This window comes from Roseibium sp. M-1 (assembly GCF_054515675.1).
On the sequence record NZ_CM137257.1, the window covers coordinates 5,545,313 to 5,571,300 of the forward strand.

At 60.1% G+C, this 25,988-nt stretch carries 22 protein-coding genes; 14 read left to right on the plus strand and 8 right to left on the minus strand.

The features are described from left to right. The first annotated feature begins 3 nt into the window (after nucleotides 1-3). Entirely contained in the window at nucleotides 4-441 is a 438-nt protein-coding gene (locus tag ACX3M4_RS25055; protein ID WP_459355695.1) for a hypothetical protein, read from the plus strand. Continuing rightward, nucleotides 438-845: a MaoC family dehydratase gene (locus tag ACX3M4_RS25060; RefSeq protein ID WP_459355696.1), complete on the plus strand. Its 408-nt coding sequence runs from the start codon at nucleotides 438-440 to the stop codon at nucleotides 843-845. The genes ACX3M4_RS25055 and ACX3M4_RS25060 overlap by 4 nt, the downstream gene beginning before the upstream one ends. A 48-nt stretch (nucleotides 846-893) precedes the next feature. Here ACX3M4_RS25060 and ACX3M4_RS25065 read toward each other — a convergent pair whose 3' ends face one another. Together ACX3M4_RS25065 and ACX3M4_RS25070 are read right to left on the minus strand one after the other, a co-directional pair. Continuing rightward, the gene (locus tag ACX3M4_RS25065; RefSeq protein ID WP_459355697.1) at nucleotides 894-2,120 is read right to left on the minus strand and encodes an LptF/LptG family permease; all 1,227 of its coding nucleotides are present in this window, start codon (nucleotides 2,118-2,120) and stop codon (nucleotides 894-896) included. A 102-nt stretch (nucleotides 2,121-2,222) separates the two neighbouring features. Continuing rightward, nucleotides 2,223-3,533: an aminotransferase class I/II-fold pyridoxal phosphate-dependent enzyme gene (locus ACX3M4_RS25070; protein WP_459355698.1), complete on the minus strand. Its 1,311-nt coding sequence runs from the start codon at nucleotides 3,531-3,533 to the stop codon at nucleotides 2,223-2,225. A 494-nt stretch (nucleotides 3,534-4,027) separates the two neighbouring features. Between ACX3M4_RS25070 and lptB the strand changes: the two genes are divergently transcribed. From lptB to ACX3M4_RS25085, 3 genes are all read left to right on the plus strand, one after another. Beyond that, nucleotides 4,028-4,795: an LPS export ABC transporter ATP-binding protein gene (gene lptB, locus ACX3M4_RS25075; protein WP_459355699.1), complete on the plus strand. Its 768-nt coding sequence runs from the start codon at nucleotides 4,028-4,030 to the stop codon at nucleotides 4,793-4,795. Nucleotides 4,796-5,052: 257 nt separating this feature from the next. After that, nucleotides 5,053-6,198: a glycosyltransferase gene (locus tag ACX3M4_RS25080; protein ID WP_459355700.1), complete on the plus strand. Its 1,146-nt coding sequence runs from the start codon at nucleotides 5,053-5,055 to the stop codon at nucleotides 6,196-6,198. Further along, nucleotides 6,195-6,932, plus strand: coding sequence for a class I SAM-dependent methyltransferase (locus ACX3M4_RS25085; RefSeq protein WP_459355701.1), 738 nt, complete (start codon nucleotides 6,195-6,197; stop codon nucleotides 6,930-6,932). Before ACX3M4_RS25080 ends, ACX3M4_RS25085 begins: the two co-directional genes overlap by 4 nt. Before the next feature lie 130 nt (nucleotides 6,933-7,062). Here the strand turns inward: ACX3M4_RS25085 and rfbA are convergent, their stop codons facing one another. The 6 genes from rfbA to ACX3M4_RS25115 form a co-directional block, all read right to left on the minus strand. Continuing rightward, nucleotides 7,063-7,971, minus strand: a complete 909-nt coding sequence (gene rfbA / locus ACX3M4_RS25090) for a glucose-1-phosphate thymidylyltransferase RfbA (RefSeq protein ID WP_459355702.1) — start codon at nucleotides 7,969-7,971, stop codon at nucleotides 7,063-7,065. Next, nucleotides 7,968-8,879: a dTDP-4-dehydrorhamnose reductase gene (gene rfbD, locus ACX3M4_RS25095; RefSeq protein ID WP_459355703.1), complete on the minus strand. Its 912-nt coding sequence runs from the start codon at nucleotides 8,877-8,879 to the stop codon at nucleotides 7,968-7,970. The genes rfbA and rfbD overlap by 4 nt, the downstream gene beginning before the upstream one ends. Continuing rightward, nucleotides 8,876-9,937: a dTDP-glucose 4,6-dehydratase gene (gene rfbB / locus ACX3M4_RS25100; protein ID WP_459355704.1), complete on the minus strand. Its 1,062-nt coding sequence runs from the start codon at nucleotides 9,935-9,937 to the stop codon at nucleotides 8,876-8,878. The genes rfbD and rfbB overlap by 4 nt, the downstream gene beginning before the upstream one ends. After that, the gene (gene rfbC, locus ACX3M4_RS25105; protein WP_459355705.1) at nucleotides 9,934-10,512 is read right to left on the minus strand and encodes a dTDP-4-dehydrorhamnose 3,5-epimerase; all 579 of its coding nucleotides are present in this window, start codon (nucleotides 10,510-10,512) and stop codon (nucleotides 9,934-9,936) included. The genes rfbB and rfbC overlap by 4 nt, the downstream gene beginning before the upstream one ends. Beyond that, nucleotides 10,509-11,786, minus strand: coding sequence for a glycosyltransferase (locus ACX3M4_RS25110; protein WP_459355706.1), 1,278 nt, complete (start codon nucleotides 11,784-11,786; stop codon nucleotides 10,509-10,511). The genes rfbC and ACX3M4_RS25110 overlap by 4 nt, the downstream gene beginning before the upstream one ends. A gap of 167 nt (nucleotides 11,787-11,953) precedes the next feature. Then, a complete protein-coding gene (locus ACX3M4_RS25115; RefSeq protein ID WP_459355707.1) occupies nucleotides 11,954-12,388 on the minus strand; it encodes a MarR family transcriptional regulator in 435 nt (144 codons plus the stop codon). A 440-nt stretch (nucleotides 12,389-12,828) separates the two neighbouring features. On the opposite strand from ACX3M4_RS25115, the gene ACX3M4_RS25120 reads away from it, so the two are divergent. The 9 genes from ACX3M4_RS25120 to ACX3M4_RS25160 all read left to right on the plus strand — a co-directional run bounded on the left by ACX3M4_RS25120 (nucleotide 12,829) and on the right by ACX3M4_RS25160 (nucleotide 25,970). Further along, nucleotides 12,829-14,577, plus strand: coding sequence for a type I secretion system permease/ATPase (locus ACX3M4_RS25120; protein WP_459355708.1), 1,749 nt, complete (start codon nucleotides 12,829-12,831; stop codon nucleotides 14,575-14,577). Then, on the plus strand, nucleotides 14,574-15,959 hold the full coding sequence (locus tag ACX3M4_RS25125) for an HlyD family type I secretion periplasmic adaptor subunit (RefSeq protein ID WP_459355709.1): 1,386 nt from the start codon (nucleotides 14,574-14,576) through the stop codon (nucleotides 15,957-15,959). The genes ACX3M4_RS25120 and ACX3M4_RS25125 overlap by 4 nt, the downstream gene beginning before the upstream one ends. A gap of 516 nt (nucleotides 15,960-16,475) precedes the next feature. Next, nucleotides 16,476-17,078, plus strand: a complete 603-nt coding sequence (locus tag ACX3M4_RS25130) for a calcium-binding protein (RefSeq protein WP_459355710.1) — start codon at nucleotides 16,476-16,478, stop codon at nucleotides 17,076-17,078. 143 nt (nucleotides 17,079-17,221) lie between these two features. After that, a complete protein-coding gene (locus ACX3M4_RS25135) occupies nucleotides 17,222-19,432 on the plus strand; it encodes a glycosyltransferase family 2 protein (protein ID WP_459355711.1) in 2,211 nt (736 codons plus the stop codon). Further along, complete coding sequence (locus ACX3M4_RS25140; protein ID WP_459355712.1) at nucleotides 19,429-20,274, plus strand: class I SAM-dependent methyltransferase; 846 nt, start codon at nucleotides 19,429-19,431, stop codon at nucleotides 20,272-20,274. Before ACX3M4_RS25135 ends, ACX3M4_RS25140 begins: the two co-directional genes overlap by 4 nt. Continuing rightward, the gene (locus tag ACX3M4_RS25145; protein WP_459355713.1) at nucleotides 20,274-21,530 is read left to right on the plus strand and encodes a glycosyltransferase family 4 protein; all 1,257 of its coding nucleotides are present in this window, start codon (nucleotides 20,274-20,276) and stop codon (nucleotides 21,528-21,530) included. The genes ACX3M4_RS25140 and ACX3M4_RS25145 overlap by 1 nt, the downstream gene beginning before the upstream one ends. Before the next feature lie 11 nt (nucleotides 21,531-21,541). Continuing rightward, the gene (locus ACX3M4_RS25150; protein ID WP_459355714.1) at nucleotides 21,542-22,345 is read left to right on the plus strand and encodes a hypothetical protein; all 804 of its coding nucleotides are present in this window, start codon (nucleotides 21,542-21,544) and stop codon (nucleotides 22,343-22,345) included. Nucleotides 22,346-22,350: 5 nt separating this feature from the next. Next, nucleotides 22,351-24,624, plus strand: a complete 2,274-nt coding sequence (locus ACX3M4_RS25155; protein ID WP_459355715.1) for a hypothetical protein — start codon at nucleotides 22,351-22,353, stop codon at nucleotides 24,622-24,624. Continuing rightward, on the plus strand, nucleotides 24,621-25,970 hold the full coding sequence (locus ACX3M4_RS25160; RefSeq protein ID WP_459355716.1) for a glycosyltransferase family 4 protein: 1,350 nt from the start codon (nucleotides 24,621-24,623) through the stop codon (nucleotides 25,968-25,970). The genes ACX3M4_RS25155 and ACX3M4_RS25160 overlap by 4 nt, the downstream gene beginning before the upstream one ends. Nucleotides 25,971-25,988 lie beyond the last annotated feature (18 nt).

The following is a 25,988-nucleotide window of genomic DNA, read 5'->3' on the forward strand; positions in this document are numbered from 1 at the left end:
TCGATGTCTCCCTCGCATGACAACCGGAAAACCGACAATGATGCGCGTCGGTTTCTCGTCACCGTCGAAAAAGACAAGCTCGAAAGCTTCAAACGCGTCGTCTCCAGAAGGTCAGACGCAGAAATGGCCTCTGCCTTGAGCGTTCCGCTGACGTTTCCCGCTGCCTGGTATGGACTGAGGGAAATGCGGGACTGGATCATGGAAGCCGCGGGCCTCGCGGACAATCCGGTACGCTCCGCGCTGCTGCATCTTGAACAGACGATAGAAATGTCAAGCACGCTCGAAGCCGGCGGGACCTACAATCTCGATGTCCGTGTGGAAAAGCTGCGCGACGGCAAGGCGTTGAAGATGTCTGCACAGGTCTCGAACATGCAGGAAGTTTCGTTGGCGGTCATGACCAGCCTGTTCGCTGTCGTGAGTTCTCGGGATCAGCAGCAATGAGCGGTCACCTCATCGAACCCGGTATGGTTCTAGGCGACGAAACAATGTCCGGTCTGTCCACCGACGAGATCGCCGAATATGCTCTCGTTTCCGGTGATGACAACCCCGTCCACACAGATCTTCAGCTTGCCAGAGATCTGGGTCTGGAAGACGTTCCCGTTCAGGGAATGTTTCTGATGGCGCTGGTGACCAGCTACGTTGAAAACTGGCCCCACTTCGGCACGATGCGCAAGCTGAGCATGCGCTTTGTCGTCCCCGCGCTCGCCAACATTAGCCTGAGGATTTCTGGAAAGATCGTGGTTGTGAACCGACCAAATCAGACGGCAATCGTCAGAATAACGCTTTATCAGGCCGGCAAGCTGGTGGCCATGGGCGATGCCGACATTGCCCTTGCCTGCGTCTGAAGTCGCTGTCTGAAGTCGCTGTCTGAGTGCGCTTGAGTTACAGGCTCGTCACACGGAAACGCCGATCGAGCGGATGAAATTGCCGTGCAGCTTCCTCACGAGGACAATCAGGATCCCCGATATTGCAAGCGCCCCGCCCAGTATGACCGCGACTGTCGCCCATATGCCGAATTGACTGATCATCCCGACGTTGTTGGAGGCAAAAAAGCTCAGAAACAATACGCCACCGGCTGCCGCGGGCAGCGAGAAAAGCAACGTCGCCTTGGTCGTCAATGCAACTGCGACCAGGGCCAGAAGGGGCGTTACCAGGCACAGTGCCGCACGCAACAGGCGTTCCCCGAAGACTTCGACATGTCTGGAATCCCATTCGGGAACAGAAAACAGTTCAAAAAAGTCTGCTTCCTTTGGATGGCGCCAATCGCGCATCAATTCTGCACTTACCTTGGGCAATTCCATGTGGAATTTTTCGACATACATGTGCTTCAGGGGCGGCAGACCGCTCCTTTGACCACACTCGGCACAGTCTGCTGAGGATTTGCTGGATTTCCTGGAGCTGTGTGGTCCTGTCTGGTCTGAAAACTCGTAAATGCTCACATTGTTCAGAAGGAGACCAAACCGGTTCTGTTCGTCGATCTGCGGACTGAACAGGCTGCTGGCGACGATGACCCTGCCAACATCTTCAGACCGTTTCTGGTGCAGAAAGACATCGCCTGCGCCTTCGTTCAAACGCCCGGAGGCTGCGTAGAACGTCGTATCGGCGACCTGGTAGAACCGTCCGGACGTCAGGTCTCCCTCGCGGATCGCCTGGTGCGCAACACCTTGCAAGGTTGTGGCCAGATGAAACCTGGCAGAAGGCTCGACGAAACCCGATAGAGCGAGTGATGTGATGGCCCCTGTCAGGCCGATGAAGACGGCGGTGATGTAAAGCGTTCGGGCGCCGTAGCCAAAGCCGGCGAATATCTTGAATTCCTGGCTCTCCCGACGCCTCAATACGACAAAATACACCCCTATGAGGAGCGCTGTAGGCAGAGCAATGAACAAGCCATTGGGAACGGAATAGAGGACGATCAAGCATATGCTGCCAATCCCCGTCCCCAGAGCAAGCAATTCCGGCAGCACACGGCTGACGATGACATCCGACAGAAACAGCGCTTCGATCGTAATCAGAACAATTGCCGTGATCTTGAGAATGTCCGCGGACAGGGTTGCAAGGTAACCTAGCGAAACGGGCCGCCGAGCACTCAAGGCCATGGCATTCAGGTCTGCTAGCCGCATTGGCCTGTCCCGCATCTGTTGGCGCCGTCTTTCACCGGCAGCCTGCCTTCACTAGCAAAACCGGACCACGCCACGCTCCGGTGCTTCTCTCCCGGCATTCTGTCATCGACTGCGGTTCAACTCGTTGGTCATGATGTCAACCGCGCTTTCGATGTCCTCGTCCGTATGACTGCAGCTGATGAAGAACCTGATCCTGGATTTCGATTTCGATACGGCTGGATAGCCGATGGGCAAGGCCAGAATGCCCTTGTCCATCAGGGTTCTGGACAAGGCGATCGTGACATCCGACTGGCCGATCAGGACCGGCAGCACCGCGGAAGCCGCATTGGAAGCGCCGATATTGATGCCTGCCGCACGCGCCAACTTGTGAAAGAGCGAAACCCGCGAGTGAAGTCGGGCAACACGGTGCGGTTCCTCCTGGATCAGGTGAAGCGCCTTCAGCGCGGCGGCTGCCATCGGTGGCGCAAGGCCCACGCTGTAAACAAATCCGGGCGCGGTATAGCGAAGATATTCAATGAGTTCCCCATTGCCGGCGATATAGCCACCGCAGCTTGCAAACGATTTGCTGAGCGTGCCCATCCAGATATCGACGTCAGCAGGGCTCACGCCAAAATGCTCGGCGAGGCCCCGGCCGGTTTTTCCCAGCACCCCGATTGAATGTGCCTCATCGACCATCAGCAATGTCTGGTATTTGCGTTTGAGTGCGATCAGTTTCGGCAGATCGGGAATATCGCCGTCCATGCTGTAAACGCCTTCGACGACGATAAGGGCGTTCTTGCCCTGCACGCGATGCGTTCGCAGAGCGGTTTCCAACGCTTCCAGATCATTGTGCGGAAAGGAAACGGTCTTCGCACCGGACATGGCTGCGCCGAGCTGGGCGCTCTTATGAATGTACTCGTCATGAAATATGACGTCGCCTTCGCCCATCAGATGGGCAATCGTGTCCTCGTTGGTGGAGAAGCCTCCAACAAAGACAATGGCGGCTTCCGTGCCGACGAAGTCGGCAATCGCTGCTTCCAGCTCAAGGTGGATCGGACGTTCACCGCTGACGATCCTCGAAGCGGAAACTGACGTTCCGTACTTTTCGATAGCAGCCTGGGCCGCATCCGCCACACGCGGATCACCACAAAGATCGAGGTAATTATAGCTGCAAAAGTTGATGTATTCCCGGCCCTTGAGCGTCGCCAGCCTGTTGTTGAGGCCTTCGAAATTCTGATAGAAAAGATCACCGGCACCCAGGGCGCCCGATCCGCCAATGTTGTGCTTCAGGATCTGATAATAACGTGGAACGCGATAACCTGTAGAAGCGGGTTTTTGGGCTTTTGGCCGCTCCTCCGAGTGGGGGGAAAGGGTAGAGTTTTCTTCGTCATAAGATGTTGTTTCCGGCGAAACCGCCGCAGGTAAATCAGACAATTTCCCAAACCCCGAGTATTTTATAATTCACTTCGGCTGATAATACTCGATTGCTTGGCCATTGCCATCGAGATCGTTATACTTCCATAGTCATCGGTCCGATCACCAATGCTCTCTGCGTGCCGAGGGAAACGACACTATATCGGCGGTTGTTTTAGTCAATGTGATCGCTGTGGCTACGGTTTTGCTGTTGTGCCTGACGTTCGGCCGGATTGATGTCATCGCACAGCGGTAAACCTGCGCCGATCCGGGAGCCGCGAGATGGGAGTGTTGATCAGTTTTCGGAACTTGACTTGCTCTGCCGGGGTGCGACATGACAATGGGCCAAATTTCGAAAGCGGATTGATTGTCTCTTTGCGAAGGCCCGGGCGGTGAGGACCTTGCGTCTAGCGATAACGCTGTAGAAGTGATTAAACCTGAACCTGCGGCGATTTCGCCCTCCATGAAGTGGCTCAACAAGTTTGCTGAATACTGTAGATCAAAAGACCAAATGCTTGACTGCAGAAAAGCTTGAAAAGTCGTATGGCGATTTCAAGATTATCGACGGTATCAGCATCAGGATCGGTCGCGGTGAGGTGATTGGTATCCTCGGCCCCAATGGAGCCGGCAAGACCACCTTGATGAGCATGATAACCGGAATCGTCCAGCCTGATGCCGGTCAGGTGGCAATAGACGGTTTCGACGTTACGCGGCTGCCCATGTTTGCGCGCGCAAAACTCGGATTGAGTTACCTGCCCCAGGAGTCCTCTGTTTTCAGAGGGCTGTCGGTTGAAAAAAACATCATGATGGGCCTGGAGAGCTGCTATCCGAACAAGGCCGCCCGGCAGGAGATCCTTCGTCTGATCCTGAACGCCTTCGGCTTGTCGGACGTGCGCGGCCGAAATGCGGCCAAACTCTCCGGTGGCATGCGACGGCGATGCGAAGTTGCCCGGGCAATTGCTTCCAATCCCAAATACCTGATGCTCGATGAGCCGTTTGCCGGTGTCGATCCGATCGCGATTTCCGACCTGCAGGTCATGATCACCCGGATCCGGGAATTCGGACTGGGCGTCCTGATCAGCGACCACAATGTGCGCGAGACGCTGTCGATAGTCGATCACGCCTACATCATTGTCGGAGGAAAGGTTCTGGCAGAGGGCAGTCCGGCAGACATCGCTTCGAACAACCTGGTGCGGCAATATTATCTGGGCGACAGTCTTGACCAGCCGGCCAGTTTTCAATCCCGGACCCGCTCCAGCGTGAACAGGCAGAAGGCCACATGATGCCAGGCCATGTCCAACTTGCGGGACCTTCTTGTTTCGCAAGGCGAGTGGATAAGAATAAAACCTTGGATGAAGTCCGGCGCCTAAACCTATCGCGGGCGAATGCGGTGACACAACCGTACACTTCGCCGAAGCTGCCGTTTGTGCCCTTCAAACCTGATTATTCTCCATAACGATCGTCCGGGCACATTCTCGTTTGGCCTTCAGCGTGCCTGGCTTACGGACACACACTTGGCAGTTTGGCAAAGATCCAACCAATGGCTTCAGAACAACGAATTGCAGTCCTGGGGCCAACTCCACCAACACGCGGCGGTATAGCCAGACATACCGCTCGGGCAGCAGCTGCCCTTGGCGAACAGGCCAGTGTGAAAGTGTGGTCCTACCAGCGGCAATATCCGGCGTTCCTGTATCCGGGAAAATCCGAGTTTGCCGAGGAGCATACGCAACCCGGCACCCTGGACGAGCGGCGGATCATCGATGGCATCAATCCGCTGACATGGTTCAAGGCCGTTCGGGAGATTGCTGCCTGGAAACCTCATTTGCTCATCTATCCGGCCTGGACATTCTTTCAGGCGCCGGCGCTGGGATGGATGGCGCGGTCACTGCGCAATCGCGGATGTGAAACCTGTGCCATCGTTCACAACGTTTTCGATCATGATCAGGCAGCCTGGAAATCGAAACTCAGTCTTTGGTGTCTTGGTCAGGCCGATCGATATGTGACCCATGGCGCTGCCTTGTCCGAGCAGGTCTTGCAGCATTTCCCCGGGGCTAAAGTCGACATATTCCCGATACCGCTATACGATGACTTTCCGCCCGCAAAGCACACCCTGGAGCGAGAATATACCCTCGAGTTGCTGTTTTATGGCTTTGTAAGACCTTATAAGGGGCTTGATGTTGCCCTGCATGCGCTTGCGCTTTCGAGGCGCAAGGACATCCGCCTCACCGTGGCGGGCGAGTTCTGGCAAGGTCTGGATGAGACAAGGGAGCTGATCGAAACGCTGGGCATTTCCGATCAGGTTCAGCTTCTCCCCGAATACATCAGCGACGCAGATACAGCGGAGCTATTCGATCGAAGTGACGCGGTGGTGTTACCCTATCGATCCGTGACGGGCTCGGGCATCGTGGCGACCGCATTCCACTATCAGAGACCTGTCATCGTAAGCGACCATCCCGCATTGAGTGAATTGGTCGAGCAATTTGAGGCTGGCTGGGTATTTCCCTCCGAACAGCCTCAGGCGCTCGCTGAAATATTCAGGTCGCTCGATCGGGAGACGGCCGAGCGTGCAGGCATCAAGGCAAAGTCCAGCGCGGAACTTCTTTCCTGGCGAAATTATGCCGCCAGGATTTCAAGACATGGATTTGGCACCAGCCCGATGCCGGGTTCAGAAACCGATGCGCCATGATTAGCAGCGGTTTGGGTGATCATGCGATCCTTGATCGGCAATCCCGGCTGCGCAAGGGGCAGAAGATCCGTGAAATACTTGCGCGGAGGCGTTCTCTCGCGAACCTGTACCTTCTGGACGTCGGCACAGGATCCGGACACATTGCCAGCGTCTTCCTGGACGAGGTGGGGCCGGTCGGGCAGGTATGTGGTGTTGACAGGTGCAATCGGCTGGCAGCGTCTGGGATCAATTTTAGGCTTGCGGAAACAACGGACATTCCATTCGAGACCGGCAGATTTGATGTCGTCATATCCAATCACGTCATCGAACATGTCGGCGGAGAAAACGAACAGCGTCATCATCTGTCGGAAATCTATCGTGTGCTCAAGCCGGACGGCCTGGTCTATCTGGCGGTCCCCAACCGTTGGGCCCTCTGGGAGCATCACTTCGATCTCCCCTTCTTGAGCTGGTTTCCGCGGCCGGTAGCCTCCTGGCTGATAAGGGTGACAGGCAAGGGTCCCCAATACGACTGCCGCCCCCTTTCAAGATCGCAATTGCAACATTTGTTCTCGGGTGCGGGTTTAAGCCTTGAAGACATCACAATCGAGGCCTTGAGATCCATGGCGGAAATTGAAATGCGCAGGCCTTTGAGAGCCGTTGTCCGCCTGTGCCCTGATTTTGTCTTGCGTCTTCTGTTGTGGGTGTCGCCAACGCTTGTTGTCCTCGGCCGGAGAGACAGCGGCGAAGCGGTTTGAAGGCGCTGCCAATAGATCACCACCGGCGGATTTCCGGGACTTAAATACGCGGATCCAGGATTGTGCGGGATAATTTGAAGAGGTCCTTCTTGCGCCGTGTGTTTGCAGGCCCAACTGGAGAACGGCTGCCTCAGGATGCGAGCACGGTATCTACTTCGAGACCGGCATGCGCGGCTTCATTTGCGATCCAGGTCAAATACTGGCCGTATGCCGAACCTGAAATTTGCGCGGCAAGTTCTTGCAGTTGCTCTCTGCTGATCCAGCCCTGGTGGAAGGCGACCTCTTCCGGGCAGGCGATCTTTAGGCGCTGGCGCGACTCGAGGGTCTGAATGAAAGACGCCGCATCCAGAAGGGATTCCGGCGTTCCGGCATCGAGCCAGCCATAGCCCCGGCCAAGTGTCTGGACGCTCAAGTCGCCCCGTGCGAGGTAGGCGTTGTTGACGTCAGTGATTTCGAGCTCGCCGCGCGCGGAAGGGTGCAAGCCTCTGGCGATGTCCACGACCGTGGCATCGTAGAAATAAAGACCGGTCACGGCCCAGTCCGAAACAGGCGAGGCGGGCTTCTCGACAATGGAGCGTGCCATGCCGTTCCGGTCGAGTTGAACGACGCCGTATCGTTCCGGGTCCTTGACCTGATAGGCGAAGATCGTCGCCCCTTTTGTCCGGCTGCGGGCCACCGTCATTTTTTCCGAAAGACCCGTGCCGTGAAAGATATTGTCGCCAAGGATGAGGGCCGATGCCTGGCCGTCAAGGAAAACCTCCGCGATCAGAAAGGCTTCTGCGATGCCGGCGGGGCGATCTTGAACGGCATATGTCAACTCGATGCCCCACCGTTTTCCGGTCCCGAGAACCCGTTGAAAGGCATCGAGGTCCCGAGGCGTACAGATCACCAGTATCTCCTTCAGGCCGGCAAGCATCAGGGTCGTCAGAGGGTAGTAGATCATCGGCTTGTCGTAGACCGGCAGCAGCTGTTTGGAACTTGCCATTGTCATCGGGTAGAGCCGGCTTCCGGCGCCGCCCGCTAGAATGATGCCTTTCATGACACGCCTTCTCTGACCTGGAGTATGGATCGAAGCACGTCACCCAAGCTTGCTTCCGGTGGTGGAAAGTCGAAACCGAACACCTCCTGAAATCTGGAGCTGTTCAAAGCGGTTCTGAGCGGCCGGGCCGCGGGTGTAGGGAACTCGCCAGTGGTTGCCGCCAGGATCGGGCAGCCCGGTCCGTGCATCCGGCTGGACAAGCTGATGACCAATCTTGCCCAGTCGAACCGGGACATCGGTTCCGGTCCGGCCAGATGGTAGACGCCAGAATGCGTGTTCCAGTCGATCGAGGCCAGGCGCCGGGCGACGCCGGTCAGGGCCTTGGCAAGGTCCTGGGCGGAGGTCGGATTGCCGATCTGGTCGGCGACAATGCTGCGTGCGTGTCCGGATGATGCGGCGGCCAGCAGTTTTGAGACGAAATTCCGGCCATAGGGAGAATAAAGCCACGCCGTGCGCACGACGAGGTGCTTCGGGTTGGACAGCCTGACCTGCTCTTCCCCTGCCAATTTGGTTATTCCATAGGTATTGACGGGATGGGTTGCGTCCGCTTCGTCATAGGCAGAGGGCTTGCTGCCGTCGAACACATAATCCGTCGAGACATGGATGACCGGCGTTTCACGCGTTGCTGCCGCCCGCGCCAGGTTGCCCGCACCGACCGTGTTAACGGTCTCGGCTTCCAGATGATGCCGTTCCGCCCCGTCTACATTTGTGTAGGCGGCGGCATTCAAAACGAGGTCAGGGCGCAGTCGGTCCATCGTCGCCTGGCACGCCCCGGCGTCCGTTATGTCCAGCTCTTCGCGGCTGAAGAAACGAAGATCAAGATCCGGGGCGGTTCCGGCAAGGCTTGCAAGTGCACGTGCGAGTTGCCCGTTATTCCCCGCCACCAGAACTCGGGTCCTCCGGGTCATATGGACGCTCGAACCGGTTCGGCGGGCCGCTGCGGGTCCCGGGTTTCACTCCCCCGGCGGTTCGCATTGTCGAGATACCAGCGAACCGTCTCGCGAATTCCGCTTTCGAAGCTGATTTCCGCCCGCCAACCCGTTTGCGTTTCGATCTTTTTCGGGTCCACAGCATAGCGCCTGTCATGGCCGGGCCGGTCGGCAACGAAGCGGATCAGGCTTTCATGGGGCGCTTTTTCAAGCCGGAAACTGTCGAGAGACCGGCAGATCAGACGGACCAGATCGAGATTGCGGCATTCGTTGCGGGCACCGATGGCATAGGTTTCTCCCGGAGTGCCCCTTTGCAGGACCGACAACAGGGCGCTTGCGTGGTCGTCGACATGTATCCAGTCGCGGATCTGACTGCCGTCGCCGTAGACCGGCAGCGCCCAGCCGTTCATGGCGTGCCTGCAAACGAGAGGGATCAGTTTTTCAGGAAATTGTTCGGGACCGTAGTTGTTCGTGCAGTTCGTGATCATCGCCGGTATCCCGTAGGTCCGGCACCAAGCACGCACCAGATGATCGGATGCGGCCTTGCTTGCGGCATAGGGCGACGAGGGGCTATAGGGCGTTTTCTCGTTGAAGACGCCGCAACTGCCGTCGTCGGCCAGGTCGCCGAAGACCTCGTCGGTCGACACATGCAGGAAACGGAAAGCCGCCGCGCTTTGCCTATCCTGCGACGCGAGATATCTGCGGACGGCCTCAAGGAGGACCATCGTTCCCGTAACATTGGTTTCGATGAAATGCGCGGCATTCCTGATCGACCGGTCGACATGGCTTTCAGCCGCCAGATGAAGGACCGCGGTCGGCCTGAAGCGACGGAGCGCCAAGTCCACTTTCCAATGATTGCAGATATCGGCCTGGACGAACGAATAGCGTTTGTCCTCCTTGAAGTCGTCGACCGCAGCCGTATTGGCGGCATAAGTGAGCTTGTCGAAAACAAGGATCTCGGCGTCGGTCTTGGCAAGAAGGTGGCGGCATAGTGCCGTGCCGATGAAACCCGCGCCTCCGGTAATCAGGAGCTTCATGGCAATACCTCTGGCGTTTCAGCGTTGGTGAAGGCCGAACGTGATGTGAATGCAGGGAGATTTCTGTCGCGTTCCGAAACGAAAGCCGGTTCGCCGCCCAGCCGCCAGTCGATTGCAAGGTCAGGATCGTCGAAACGAATTCCCTCTTCGCTATGCGGCGCATAGGCTGCATCGACCTTGTATTGAATTTCCGTTGCTGCCGTCAGCGTGCAAAACCCATGGGCAAATCCCTTGGGAATATACAGCTGATGCATGTTCTCGGCGCTCAGGACCCTTGCGACATGGAGGCCGAATGTGGGCGAGCCTCGCCGGATATCGACGGCAACATCCAGAATGGCGCCCCTTGCGCACCGGATGAGTTTGGACTGGGCATGCGGCCCTGTCTGGAAATGGAGACCGCGAATTGTGCCCTGGCGCTCCGAGAAGGACAGATTGTCCTGAATGAAGTCCGCTGAAATCCCCAAGGACCGGAAAACCGGTTTGCTGTAGGTCTCAACGAAATATCCGCGCTGATCCGAACGGCATTCGGGAACGACAAGCAGGACGTCCGGTATTTCGGTTGCTTCCAGTCTCATGCCGGTTGCCTTTCTGGCGTTGTGCCCAAAGATGCATTTCTCCGGGCAGGCGACGGATTGCCTGCAGGATGCGACAGCCTTCGAAGCAGTGCCTGTTGCCGCAGGACGCAGGCCGACAGCTCGAACCTGGAAACGGCCGTCCGACGTGCTTCCTTGCGCATGGCGAGATGACTTGCCGGGTCGCGCAGCGTGGCGCAGATCTCGTCGGCCAGGGCTTCGGTGTCCCAGAAATCGGCCAGTTTGCCATTGACGCCATGACGGATCACCTCCTTCACCGGTGCGGTGTTGGAGGCGATGATAGGGGCTTCGCAGGCCATGGCCTCCAGGAAGGACCAGGACAGCACGAAGGGATAGGTCAGGTAGACATGAGCGGCTGAGACCTGAAACAGGCGGACAAGGTCGCGGTGCGGCACCTGACCGACAAAGTGGATCCGATCGGGCGGCAGCCCGGTTTCCGCGAGGAGCCGTTGCCGCCAGCTTTGTCCCTCAGACGGCTTGTGGCCGTAACTGACGCCATCGCCACCGGCAACGACGAATTGGGCTTCTGGTATCCGGCCGGCGACCCTGGCGGCCGCCTGCATGAATTGTGGAAAGCCGCGATAGGGTTCAAGGTCCCGCGCCGCGAAAGTTATGACAGGGTCGCCGGCGGAAAGCAGCCGTCCGTCCGGCAAGCGGAAACTCGCCATGGCGTCCGGGCGGGCCCTGGTGGTGTCGATGCCCTCGTGCTGCACGATGATCCTGGACTGGAATTCTGCCGGATAACGGCTCTTCTGCCATCTGGTCGGGCTGATGCCGGCATCGAGCTGTTCCAGCGTGGCCAATTGCACGGCATTGCGGAGCCGCAAGGTCTGGCGCTGTTGCAGCGTCGGCGTTTCGGACTGCGCGAATCCGATGTCGCCGCCTTTCGGCTTGAAATAATATTCACAGAACCCCATGGCAGGCACGTCGGGCAGGGCGTCCTTGACGAACATCATGCCGCCCCAGGCGATGTGTCCCATCACGAGGTCCGGTTTGCGCCCGTGGCGGCCGAGTTTTTCGAGGATCCCGGCGACCCTGCGGCCGGCGTCCAGATAGGGAATGTCCGCGCGCCCGGGCGCTGTGCGCGGCCGCGCAGTGCTTCCTGCGTCACCGCCGTAGGGCAGCACTCGCACGCCTGGAACCGGCCTGTCGAGCGTCTCGCAGATCAGGGTCACGGCCCAGCCGTCGGCAATCAGGCGCCGGGCCAGATGAACGAATTGCCCTGGACCGTGCCGGTGTACGAACACGATATGCATGGCTGATCACCCCGATCTGAATGTCGTCTCGTTGAGGGGCTCGCCGGATCTGCATGCCGTTTGCGGGCAGACAACGAGCAAGGTGCATCTTCAGCGCGGTCTCGGGAAATGAAATTCGCTCACGAGGCTCATGAAACGACTTTCATTTCCGCGGCCCTGATGTCCGGTCACATCCGGTTCACTTCCAGTCGTGGCGAGGATTGCTGAAGATCCGTTGCCCATAGGATCTCCAGTTTGCGCAGCATCGCGAACGTGTCGCCAAGAGCCCGCAAATCGTTTTCAGATTGCACGACCTGATCCTGGTTGACTTCGTCCGCCGCCTTGATGGCATTGCACAAAAGCTTGCCTTTTTCCGTCAGCCGGATGCGGGCAGACCGTCTGTCGCGTGCCGACGCGGTGCGGTCGACATAGCCCGACTGAACGAGTTGCTTCAGGCTGTAGGAGGCATTCGAACCGAGATAGTGGCCGCGGTCCATGAGGTCGCGAACAGAAAGATCATCGTCGCCTATCGTAAAAAGCAGCATGGCATGGGCAGGCGATATGTCCTCGGCTCCGATCCGGATCAGATCAATGCGCAAACGGTCCAGATATCTGCGGTACATTCTCTCGATAACTCTTACGAGGTCGAAGTGGTTTACATGCGAAGTAGAGGGGGTGCCGGTATTCCTCTCGATTTTGTTCAAACTCGTCTCGTCTGTTTCAATCACAGGTTTTGTTTCTGCGACGCGCCCGTTCATGTCTAGTGCGGTCTCTTCGAAGATTTTGTGCATCTGCCCCAAACTCCCACCAATTTTCGAACTAAATTCGAAATAATTTCATATCCGTTTCGCTCCCTGTCTTTGCACTTTGATGCATTCATTAGTTATAATTTTATATTTCTACTCGCCGTCAATCGATTGCCACAATTAAAGGCGCTAGATGACTCAAGTTAGTCTATATGCTTTCGGCATTCCTATGGAAAAGATGTGTCGTTTTCTGGGCAATTGACTATTTTTTCGCACCTGCGAACACACCTATCGGTTGAGGCGTTGAAGGAAACTGCATGGTAGAGAACACGTCACCGGCCGCAATCGATCCATTCCGTCTTGTCCGCGAGGCCCGGATCACCTTTGCAACCGGTCTGGCGACCGCGGGCATTCTGAGCGGGTTCATCACGCTGCTGCAGATGATCGTGCCACTGTTCATGCTGCAGGTGCACGATCGGGTATTGAACAGCCAGAGCCTCGATACCCTGACAATGCTGGTGATCATTGCCGTCGGCGGCCTGACCCTGTTCGCGGTGCTGGAGTATATCCGCAGCCAGATTTTCCAGGTCATGGGCGCCGAACTCGTCAGGCGGCTCAATCTGACCGCCATTGAGGCGGGCGTGAAATCCTCCCTGGAAAAGGGAGGTACCATGGCTTCGGAGGTGCTGCGTGATCTCAACGACCTGCGCACCTTCATCACCAGCAACGCAATCAGCGCTCCGCTGGAGGCTATGTGGGTTCCGCTGTTCCTGATAGTCCTGTTTGCACTCCATCCGCTTTACGGTCTTCTTGCCGTCGTTTCGGCCGTCACACTGATCGGGCTCAATCTCCTGTCCGACATGCTGACAAGGTCTCTGCTGAAGGAAGCCAACACGGCGAACCTGCAGAATGTTGCTGCCATCGCCTCGACGCTTCGCCATGCCGAAGCGATCGAGGCGATGGGGCTGATGCCGGCGTTGTCGCGGCGCTGGCGGCAGGGGCAGCTTCACGCCACCGAGCTGATGGCCATGGGAAGCCGGCGCGGCAAGGCCATTCATGCGGTGACCCGCAGCATGCGCTTCGGCATGCAGGTCGCCGTTCTGGCGCTCGGTGCCGATCTGGTGATCAAGGGAGAGGTCACCGCCGGCAGCATGATTGCCGCCAGCATCATCACCGGGCGGCTTTTGACGCCCTTCGACAACCTGACCGAAAACTGGCGCCAGTGGGTGTTCGCACTGACCGCCTGGAACCGGGTGCGGGACGTTCTGGAAAACCACTCCTCGCTGCGTCAGACTGTGCCGACGCCGCCCAGCCAGGGGTCGCTCAAGGTGGACAAGCTTGTCTATGCGCCGCCCAATCTGCCCGTGCCGGTCATCAAGGGTATTTCCTTTTCACTGGAGCCCGGCGACGTGCTTGGCATCGTCGGACCATCGGCAGCCGGTAAGTCGACGCTGGCCCGGCTGCTGGTCGGTGTGCTCCAGCCGACGACCGGCGGTGTGTTTCTCGACGGGCACAATGTCTATCTCTGGGAGCGGGCCTCGTTCGGGGCCATGGTCGGTTATCTGCCGCAGTCGGTCTCGCTTCTGGACGGAACGGTGCGGGACAATATCTCGCGCATGTACGATGCCGAGCCGCAGATGGTGATCGACGCTGCCAGGTCCGCCGGCGTTCACGAGATGATCGGGCGCATGCCGCTCGGCTACGACACGCCGGTCGGCGACAACCGCTATACCCTGTCCGGCGGTCAAAAGCAGCGGGTCGCGCTCGCACGCGCGCTTTTCGGGCGGCCGCGCCTGCTGGTGCTGGACGAACCCAATGCCAATCTCGATACGGAAGGGGAAGTGGCGCTGCTGCGGGCGATCTCGGCCGCAAAGGCCGACGATGCGATCGTGATCGTGATCGCCCACAGGCCCGCCATCATGGAAGCCGCCGACAAGATCCTGGTCCTCGAAGACGGGCGCATCGGTCAGTTCGGAGAACGCACCGACGTCGTCAGCAGCATCACGCGGCGATTGCCGGCGCCTGCTGCGGGCCGATCCCTGCCTGCGAACGGAGAAGTGGCATGAGCGTTCCTCCGGACCAGGCCGCCGTCGCGGCCGCGAAACCCACCTCCGGCGAGGTGGGCGAGGCCTACTGGATGGCGGCCCTCAAGGACGACGACACACGTCCGCCGAGTTTGCGAAAACCCCTGCTGGCAGCCACCCTCGCGATCCTGATCGGGTTCGGCGGTTTCCTGGTCTGGGGCTTTTCCGCCGATCTCGACAGCGCGGCGGTCGCGACCGGCAAGGTGATCGTCGACAGCAAGAGCAAGACCATCAGCCACCTGGAAGGCGGGATCTTGCGCCGCCTGCTGGTGCAGGAGGGAGACTTCGTGGATTCGGGACAGCCGCTCGTGGAACTGGACGACACGCGGGCGCGCGCAGAGCTGGCGCAGCTGCGCGGCAAACGGATCAGCCTTCTGGCCATGCTGTCGCGGCTCAGGGCCGAACGGGACCGCGCCGGCGACGTCGTCTTTCCGGCAGAGCTCAAGGAGAGTGACGATCCGCTGACCGCCGAGGTGATTGCCGCGGAACAACGGTTCTTTGAAAAGCGGCAGCAGGTCTACGAAGGCAAGATTGCTTTCCAGCAGAAGGAAATCGAGCAATACGCTGCCCAGATCGAAGCCAATGAGGCCCAGATCGAGGCGACCGGCCAGCGCCGTGTCCTCCTTGAGGAGCGCGTGAACGCCCTCAGCGGCCTTGAGAAAAAGGGCTTCACCTCCAAAGCCATGCTCAGCGAAGTCCAGCTGGAGCTCAGCGAGATGATCGGCGACGGCGGCGAGCTTGCTGCGCAGAAGGCGCGTGCAGAAAAGGCCAGGCAGGGCGCGGAAGTGGCACTGTTGCAGGCCGAGCAGGAATGGCAGAGCGATATTGCCGCCAAGATCCTTGAGGGGCAGCTCGAGCTCAATCTGACGAACGAAAAGATCATCTCCGCGCAGGATGTGCTGGACCGGCTTGTGGTCCACTCGCCCCAGGCGGGCATCGTCTACAATATCGAGATGCGCACGCCCGGCGGGGTCATCGAACCGGGAAGGCCGATCATGGACATCGTGCCCCGCGACGAAAAACTGCTGGTCGAGGTGCGCATGAACCTCAACGATATCGATGCCGTCCACGTGGGATCCGAAGCGCGGATCAGGCTGACCGCCTATAACCGGCGCAGCGCCAGTCCGCTTGACGGCCAGGTGACCTATGTCGCGGCGGACCAGACGGTCGATCAGCAGACGCAGGCGGCCTTTTACGTGGTGCGTGCGGAAGTCAGTCCCGAAGCGCTTGAGGAAAATCGCAATCTTGCCCTCTATCCCGGGATGCCGGCTGAGGTGCTCATCGTCCGGCGGGCCCGCAAGGCGATGGACTATCTTCTGGAGCCGATCACCGACAGCCTCGACCGTGCCTTCCGCGAAGATTGACGCCGAAGGTCAATTTCACAGGTGTGGGGGAAAGTTGGTTGCAGGTCGTCTCGCCTGCAGCCCAGGGAGGGGTTTCGGCAGTTTCACGCAGGCTGAATTGATGCGACGCAGCAAATGGCGTGAATTTTGTCCCGGCAACGCTTGGTTTTACGGATTTCTGCCGGAAACAGGCCTGCCGCTGTCCGGAAAGCGGGACACACCCATGGCGCAAGTTCCTGTTTCATCATCAGAAGTTCGTCTCAACCCATTGGGGTGAGGCGGTTTCAATGAATATGGTTCGAATTTCGAAATAAAATACTTGTAAAAGAATTGTATTTTCAAAGTATATTAGAGTGTAAAGTAGAAATAATTTCGTAGTATCAGAATATTGCCTTATTTTTTTCACTATTCGTCCCTTTGATGGGAGTAATAAATGTGTATTCTAATTCTTGCATCGCAAAATACGGGGTTTGTGCGATGCGGTGTGCCGCGGTTCGCGGGGCGTCAATTTAGTGAGGCGAACTTCAGGAGTAGAAAATGGCCACAATTGAAGGCAGTGCTTTCCAGGATTTCCTGCAAGGCACCAATGCACAGGACTTCATTTTCGGATTGGGTGGATCGGACGTCATTCTCGGCGATGCGGGGGATGATTTCCTCTTCGGCGGGCGTGGCGGCGATCTTATCGTCGGTGGTGAAGGCAACGATCGCATTTTCGGTCAGGGTGGCGAGGACGTCATCCTGGGCGGCGAAGGCAGCGACACGATCTTTGGTGGCGCCGGGTCCGACTACATCGAAGGCGGTGATGGCGGCGACATCATTTTCGGCGGTGAAGGCACCGACATCATTGATGGCGGCGCCGGCAACGACGTGATGTTCGGTGGCGGCAACCACGATGTCTTCGTGTTCTCCGGTGGTGGCGGCAACGACATCATCATGGACTTCCAGGTGGGTGACCTCGTTCAGATCTCGTCCAACATCAACGACACCGGTGTCTCTTCCGCCGCCGATGTTGCCGCCCGGGCAACCCAGGTTGGCAACAACACGGTCATCGATCTGGGCAATGGCGACACCGTCACGCTCAACAACGTCGATGCGGACGATCTTCAGGACAATCCGGACGGCTACATCGTCGTTTCCTGATGAACCGAACCTTGAGCAGCGTGCGTTCAAGCGAACGTCCGCTGATCTGGTCCACGGACGCGCGGGTCTCCCGGGCGTCCGCGGGCGGGTCCCGGACCCAGGCCCGTCCGATTGCTGCGGGTCCAAATTATCGAAGGTCACAAATGCTCGAGACCCTGGGCAAATACGCCGAGGCCGACTTTGAGTCGCCACAGTTCTATCAGCTGACCGATGAGGTCTTCCTGCTGGTCTGGGATCCTCCGCACCAGGTCAATGCTTCTCCACGCCTGGAAGAGCGCAGCGGCGCGGCCTTCGGATCGCTGGCAAGTGTCCGGCTTGCCCGTCTCGACGGAGGGGCACGGATCGTCTGGGCTTTCTCGCTGAAGGAGAAAGCCCGACTGGATCTTCGGCTCGGCGCGGGCACGATCGGGTCCGAGGCAAGTTTGGCTGTGGATGCGACGCAGCAGAGTGCCTTCGCGGATGCGTTCGCGATCACCAGCGGTCTCAGCCAGGCCGCCTGCGCGGTCTTTGTGACGACGTTCCTGAGTGCCTGGTCCGGCATGTTCCGGCTGGGGCGTTCGAGGCGTTTCCTCGAGTTCGCCCGGGAACTTCTGCGCTCGGTCAATGATTCCCCGCCCCTTGCGGAGTGTGTCGCCAGCATCGGTCCGGTTCGGCTCGTCGAGAGCCTCCTCAATAGCGACAGCTCCGAGATCAAGACGGCGGTGCTCGTTTGCGACACCGGTCTCTATCGCCTGCACAGCAAAACCTGCAATGTCCTCCATAACGGCGGCAAGAGCAGGCTGTTTCTCGGATCGGTCGAACTGGCGAAGCCACCGGCAAGCGGCTTTCTCGTTTTGGCGGGTCCCTGGGGCTTGGCGATCCGGAAGCTCGCGCCCGAAAACGCCAAAAGATCTCTTGCCGCGTGGTGGGCGTCAAACGCCCGCAAGCTGCCCGAGGTCCGGGACTATCTCGTCTCGGAAGTCGGCCGGCAGTCCACTGAAGCACGGGCGGCTGTGCTGGATCTTCAACTGAACGAACCCTTGCCGGCCAGACGGCACGGTGCACTCGGTGAAACGGCCTCCTTCTGCGCGGTGGAAACGGCACTCGCCGGCGAGGCCGGCGTGCTTGTCGGCGGCTGGCTGCGCGATCCGGGCAAGGTCTATCGAGGGCTCCATATTCTTGCCGGCAGCGATACACCGATCGCTCTCGATTTACATACCTTCGACGGTGTCCTGCCGGAAACGCAGGGCGGTTATCCGATCAAACGGTTCGTTGCCTTTGTTCCGCTTGGCAGGAAGCTGCAGCATAACCTGCAGCCACGCTTCGAGCTGCGGCATGCTTCCGGCGAGCGGGAGCTTCTGGTGCCGCCGCCGCAGCCGGGCGACGTTGCCGACATAAGGGCGAAGGCACTGTCGGTCGTATCGCCGCGCCACGCGAGCGACGAGGTGGTGTCCGGCTGCCTGGCACCGATCCTTGCCGAACTTCAGCAGCGCTTCGTAGAGACGGTTGGCGCGCCAGGCGAAATCCGTTTCGGCAAGCCGCTCGCGGATCCGACGGTCTCCGTCGTGATCCCGCTCTACCGGGTGTTCGAGTTCATCAAGGCACAGCTCGCCGCCTTCGCCTCGGACCGCTGGCTGACTGAGCATGCCGAGGTGATCTTCGTGCTCGATTCCCCCGAGCAGGTGACCCATGTCGAGGATTTGCTGACCGGGTTCCACCTCCTTTACGGATTGCCCCTGCGCCTTGTCGTCATGGAGCGGAACGGCGGATATGCCCTTGCCTGCAACGCCGGCGCAGAGGCCGCGCGCGGCCGGTATCTGGCGATGATCAATTCCGACGTTGTTCCGGTCGAGACCGGCTGGCTGGAGCAGCTCTGCGCCAGTCTGATGATGGACGAGCAGGTCGGTGCGGTCGGCGGAAAGCTACTCTATGCGGACAATTCCATCCAGCATGCGGGCCTGAAATTCATCCAGGACGACAAGGGCCGCTGGTTCAATCACCACTATTTCAAGGGCTTTCCGCGCCGCTTCCCGGATGCCAGCACCTCCCGGGAGGTGCCAGGCGTCACCGGTGCCTGCCTGGTGCTCTCCAGGGACGATTTCGAGACGGTCGGCGGGTTTTCGACGGACTTCATCGTCGGCGACTACGAGGACAGCGATCTCTGTCTCAAGATCCGGCAGCTCAACCGCAAGATCTACTATCTCGGCGACGTCGAACTCTACCACTTCGAGCGGGTCTCCATCCGCAAGAACGAGGATTATACGCGCGGCGTTGCCTCTCAATACAACCGCTGGCTCCACCAGTCCCGATGGGAAGACGACATCGCTGCGCTCATGGCTGCCGTCGGCAAGCGCGAAGAAGGGTTTGTTGCATGAACTCCCCGGTTCTCATCAAGGAGGCGGCAAGCATCGCTCCCCTGCCTGCTGCACTGCGCGGCGAGCGGCTAGCAGACCTGCAGAGGCTCATCGGCCGCAACCGGTTTCTGCCCGTGCCGCCAAGCGAGGACAACTTCGTCGGCGATGGCGATTATCTGGCCATAGGTACGGAGTTCCTGGGCCATTTCATCGAGCTCGGCGGCCTGCAGGAACAGGACAGGGTGCTGGATATCGGTTGCGGCATCGGCCGGATGGCGGTTCCGCTGACCCAGTATCTGGACCCCAAGGCCGCGCAATATGTCGGCATCGACCCGGCCTCCGCCGGTATCCAGTGGTGCACGCGCAATGTCAGTTCGGTCTATCCGAATTTCCGTTTCATGCATCTCGACATTGCCAATGCGCTCTACAATCCGGACGGATATGTCCGCGGTACCGAGATCGCGCTGCCCTTTGCCAACGGCGCCTTCGACTTTGCGATCATGACCTCGGTCGTGACGCATCTGCCCGAGGACGAGATCGCCCCCTATTTTCGCGAGATCTCGCGTCTGCTGGAAGTCGGTGGTCGCCTGTTTCTCTCCGCCTTCATCATCGCACCGGAAAAAGGCGCGGGCCTGACACCCCGCGTCGTGTTTACCCGGGCAGGCAAGGGGGCGGCCTGGTACGGCAACCCGCGTGCGCCGCTCGCTGCCGTCGCCTTCGACGACGGCTTCCTGGACGACGCCTTGCGTGCCGCCGGTTTTGAAATCGCGTTGAAGCGGTTCGGCCACTGGCGCGGCGGAACGGGCGAGCAGAATTACCAGGACTTCTTCGTTGCCGTGAAAGCATCGCGGGGAGCGCGCTAATGCGGATCCTCGTGCTTGCCCACAATCATCCGGAGCTTCATCCCGGCGGCACGGAAACCGTTGCGCTTGACCTTGCCAAGGCCTACCGCAAGGCGGGGCACGAGGCGTTGTTCGTCGGTGCGACCAACCAGCTTCACCGCGAACCGCATCCGGGCACGAGTTTTCAGGCCATCAGCGACAGCGGCGACGAGCTCCTGATGTGGGCCGGTCATTTCGACCGCTTCAACATGAGCCAGATCGACCTGCAGGCCTTTGTGCCGGACATGCGCACGCTCCTGGAAAACTTCCGGCCGGATGTGGTTCACATCCACCATCTGCTGCTCTTCGGCGTCGAGCTTCCGGTCCTGATCCGGCGGGTGCTGCCGGACGCCCGGATCGTGATGACGCTGCACGACTATTATGCGATTTGCGCCAATGACGGCGTGCTCATGAAAAGCCCCGATGAGCCCTGCGCGGCTCTGGGATCGGGAGGGCTCTGCCGCTGCCTGCCGGAGGCGAAACCCAACGACCTGCGCCTGCGCGAGCGCTTCATCAAGACCCATCTGGATGCCGTCGACCAGTTCATCGCCCCGAGTGCATTCCTGCGCGACGTCTATGTGCGCTGGGGTCTGCCGGCAGACAAGGTAAGGATCATTCGCAATGGGCGGCCGGAGGTGACGGCAGCCGAAAGCCGGGCGGCAAGTGACGTTCCCAAGACCGTTTTCGGCTATTTCGGCAACCTGACACCCTGGAAGGGCATCGAGGTTCTTCTGCAGGCGGCGCGCCTGCTGAAGGAGAAGGAGATGGACTTCGAACTCCGCGTCCACGGCGGCGCCCCGTTTCAGGATCCGGAATTCGTCAAACGCATTGATGTCCTTTTTGAAGAGACCGCGCCGAACGTCCTGCGCCTCGGGGCCTACAGGCCTGCGGACGTTGCGGACCTGATGAAACCGGTCGACTGGGTGGTGATGCCCTCCGTGTGGTGGGAAAATGCACCACTTGTCATCGCCGAGGCGCAGCAACACGGACGGCCCGTCATTGCCAGCGGCATCGGCGGCATGGCCGAAGCCGTGCGGGACGGGACCGACGGGCTGCATGTACGCAAGAACGATCCCGTGAGCCTTGCCATCACCATGGCGAATGCGGCGGGTGACCCGGACCTTTATCGAAAGCTTGCCGCCAATATCCGCAAACCGCCGACAACCGCGGTTGTCGCCGAACAATATCTGCGTCTCTTTGCGGACCGCCAGGTCGCGCAAGAAGAACCGGCAGCCTGAGGAGGATGGACATGAGCGTAACGTCTCTCGAACAGGCCAAGACCGACACTGCAAAGGCACCTGCCGCCGGCAACGACGACACGGCAAAGACCGTCCCGGTGAAGATCGATGCGCGGCTTCAAGGGCGCGTCGATGCCTTCGAGAACGGCCGCATTCTCGGCTGGGCCTGGGATGCGTCCAGCCCCAGCGACCGCATGACGATCCATGTCTTTCACGACGGTGCCCGGGTGCTGAGCAAGGTGGCCGAGAGCCAGCGCATCGATCTGAAGCGGAACGGCATTGGCGACGGCAATTATGCCTTCGACATAGAACTGCCGCAGGCGGTCGCCGCCGCGCTTGAAGGCCTGACGGTGGTGGCGGAAACGCCAGGTGGCGGTGCTCAGCTCAAGCTGCCGCGCCCGAGCGCCGAGGAGCGGGCAGCGGAAGCAGCCGTTGCGATGCCGCTGGCGCTTGTCATGGAGCGGCTGGACAGGATGATCGTGGCGCAGCGCCAGAGCGCCATCGGACAGCGCGATGCAACGGCCGTGTTGCGCGAGACAGTGCAGCGCATCGACGCGCTGGCATCGAACGAGGGAGAACTCGGCGAAGCCATGTCGATCCTGAAGGGCGGGCAGGGCGATCTTTCGCAACGGGTGAAGGAAGTCGAAGTCTTTCTGTTGCGCTTCGACACGACCCTGAAAGGCTTCGACGACCGCCTGAAGGCGCTCGGCGACAAGAACCGAAATAATCTCAAGACCCATTTCCTGCTGCTTGCAGTCCTGCTCGGCTTTGTCGGCGGTATGCTGTTTGGAGCCGCGGGCGGCCTCTGGAGGTAAGCCCGATGGAGCCGGTCGTCACTCTGGAAGGCGTCAAGAAGCTGCCTGGTGGGCGGCAGCTTCAGGCGTCCTCGACCAAGGGGCAGGATATGGCCGGGCCGGCTGTGCCGCTTGACGGGCACTCGGTTCTTTACGTGAGCGTCGATAGGGAGACGATGCTGGTCGCCGGGATCGGCGAAGGCTTTTCAGGCAGCCTGCCGGTCGTCCTGAACGACGATCCGAAATCGACCGCTACCTGCACGGTGATCGTCCTGCCGGCTTCCGGCGGGGTTTCCGGAAAAGCTTCCGGCAAGAAACGCCCGTTCGTCGCGGTTGTCACCTTCTCCTCGGAGGCGGCTGGCAAACCGGAACGTGTCAGTATCCGCAGTCACGGCCATTCCCATCCCTTTGCCCTCAGGCATCAGGCCGGTGATCTGAAGACGTTTCTCCTGAAGGTCCGGGACCTGACACCGCATTCGGAGGGGGATGTCGTCGACGCTCTGGTTCAGGCATTGCTTGCCGGCGGGGCCAAGCCGGAGGCGCTGCAAACGGCTGTGCGGATTGTCGAGGCTGTCGCGGGCCGGGACGGCTTCATTGAGGTCCTGGGAAATTTCGATGCCGGCGACGTCTATCTTCAAGGCTGGGCCAAGGGCATGCCTGCGGGGACAAGCCGGGTCTTCGTCTTCGACGGTGCGCTCAAGGTGGGGGCCTTGAGCTGCTGCCTCTTCGAGCGCAAGGACACCGGCGGCAAGGCCTTCGGCTTTTCCGGGTTGCTGGAAGCCGGAGGCGGTGTGGAAGCCGACGCCATTCGCAAGGTCTTCTACCGGGGCCGCGGCGGCTGGAGCGCGGTTGACGTGCACGATCAAAGGTCCATGCCGCCGGCCAAGGCCCTGCCATCCCATATCCGGGCGCTCCTGCCGAAGCTCTCCCCCGCGGGCGACGGCAGGACCCGGCTGGAGCAGGCTGGCCGGCGCTTCGACGGACGGGAAACCGTCAGCGAACTCGACGTGCCGGTACGCGTCGGTATCGATTTCAGCGCCTGGATCGACGGGGCGGGCGCAATGCTGTCGGGCTGGCTGCTCAACCCTGAGGACAGGGTCGAGGCGGTCCACTTTCGCTCCGGCGGAGCAAGCTGCCGGCTGGATACCAGGTGGACCACCCAGCGCCGGCCGGATGTGACCAGCGCCTTCGAAGGCCTGTCTCCTTTCCTGACCGGACCGGACGCCATGCAACGCCACGGCTTTCTGGTCCATGTGCCGCAGACGGACCTTTCGATCGCGGGAGATCCCTATCTGGAAATCCACCTGAAGGACGGTAGACAGGCCTATGCACCGCTCTCCCTCGGGAGGGCGGCGCTGAGATCCGCGCTTCGCCGTCTGGTTTCCGGTCTCGATCCGGCAACCGCCTTCCGTGCCGATATCCTGGAACGCCATTTCCTGCCGCTGGTGCAGGCGGCAAAGGCGCCGGACCCGGTTATCGCCGATACGATTGATTTTAGCCCGATCCGGGAACAGGCCGAGCTTTCGCTCGTTTTCGCGATGGATGGTGATTTCGAGAAGTCGCGGGTGCTGCTGACGCTCTGCGCGCTTGATCCCTCGTTGCGCGGTCTTCCGATCGTTGTTGCGGCTTCAAGGGGAGGCGCGCAGGAACAGGTCGAGGACTTCAGGCGGCTTGCCGGGTTTTATGGTCTCGCCGTCCGCCTGGTGCTGGCGGACCATGTCGAGGATACACTCGATGCGCTTCAGGCGGGCGTCGAGGCCTCGCCGGCGGAAGCGGTGGTCTGCCTAACCTCATCCGTTGTGCCGCGCGGGCCCGAATGGGTGGTGCCGCTCCTGAAGGCGTTCCGGGCCAACGGCGAATCCTGTCTCGTTGCGCCAACCATGCTTTACGAGGATGACACGATCCGCTGGGGCGGGGCATGGATCGAGCCTGAAGACGGTCGTCATGTGCTGAAACAGCCCTATCTCGGTTATCCCCGGCGTACCCTTCACGGAGCGGAGAATACGGCTGTTGCGGCTGCCCCGTTCGACTGCTGCATCGTGCCGCGCACGGCGCTGGCGGAAGCCGGAGGATTTTCCAGGCAGTATCTCGGGCCGGACGAGAAGAGCCTCGACGCAGCCTTGAGACTGAAGCTCTCCGGGATCAGCGCCGTCTGGGTGCCGGAGGTGGAGATGGTTCAGGCCGAAGGCGGCGGTCCTGCGGGCAGCACCTGGAAGAAGCTTGCCGGGGATCTCGATCGCCGCCTGTTCGAGCGCAACTGGGAGAACGTCCTGCCCGATCTTGCGGAGGAGGGGCGATGAGCGATGCATCCAGCGAAGGCGTTCGGGGCACGGACGGCACTCTGCGGGTTCTCGTTGTCTCGCATGGTCATCCGACGCTGTCGCTCGGCGGTGCGGAGGTCGCCTCCTACAATCTCCACCAGGGACTGAAGGCACTCCCCGGAACGCAGTCGTTTTTCCTGGCAAGGGTCGGCGGCGACTATCCGCGGCACGGCCAGTCGGCGCTGATGGGTGTCGAGGAAGCCGACGACGAGCTGTTGTTCCACGCCGACGACTACGATCCGTTCCTGGTTTCCAACCGCAACACGGGCGATCTCTGCCGGGACCTGCGCCGCTTCGCGCAGACCTTGCGGCCGGATATCGTGCATTTTCATCATTTCATCGGCTTCGGCCTCGAGGCGCTCTATACGGTGCGCGACGCCCTGCCTGATGCGGTCATCCTGGTGACCTTCCACGAGTTCCTGTCCATCTGCCATCACCATGGCCAGATGGTGAAAACCGGTGGCAACAAGCTCTGCAAGACGGCATCGCCGATTGCCTGCCACGGCTGCTTTCCGGAGATCTCTCCGGAGACCTTCCTGCGCAGGAGGCAGTTCATCCGCTCCATGCTCGGCCTTGCGGACGGCTATATCTCTCCCAGCCGGTTCCTGGCGGACCGCTACATTTCCTGGGGGCTGCCGGACGGGAAGATGACGGTTCTGGAAAACGGTCTCAATGTGAGTGCGCCCGTCGGGCTCAGGCAGGTTTCGGCAGGCAAGACACGCCGGTCGCGTTTCGCGTTTTTCGGTCAGATGACACCCTACAAGGGCGTCGACGTATTGCTGGATGCCGTCCAGCGCATCCCCCAGAGCATCTGGGGCGACGATGCCACGCTTACGATCCATGGCGGCAACCTGGAGCGCCAGCCGCCGGAGTTTCGCTCCAAAATGGAAACCTTGCTGGAAGCGGCGGGTGACCGTGTCCGCTTCGCGGGAAGCTATCAGAACGCGGACATGCCGGCCCTGATCCGCCAGGCTGACTGGGTGATAATGCCGTCGGTCTGGTGGGAGAATTCGCCGGTGATCATCCAGGAAGCCTTTTTCCATGGCCGGCCGGTCATCTGCAGCGATATCGGCGGCATGGCCGAAAAGGTCCGCGACGGGGTGGACGGCCTGCATGCCCGGGTGTCCAGTCCGGAAGCCCTCGCGGACCGCATGATCGAAGCCCTGACGGAGCCTGGGCTGTGGCAGCGGCTTCGCACCGGTATCCGCCCTCCCAAAACCCATCTGGAAAGCGCCAGCGAGCACGTGACCCTCTATCGCCGGTATCTGGAAGGCCGCCTTGCGGCACATGCGCCCTCACAAGGTGCGCTGAAGCAGAGTGCCTGAGAAATAGAAGGAATACGG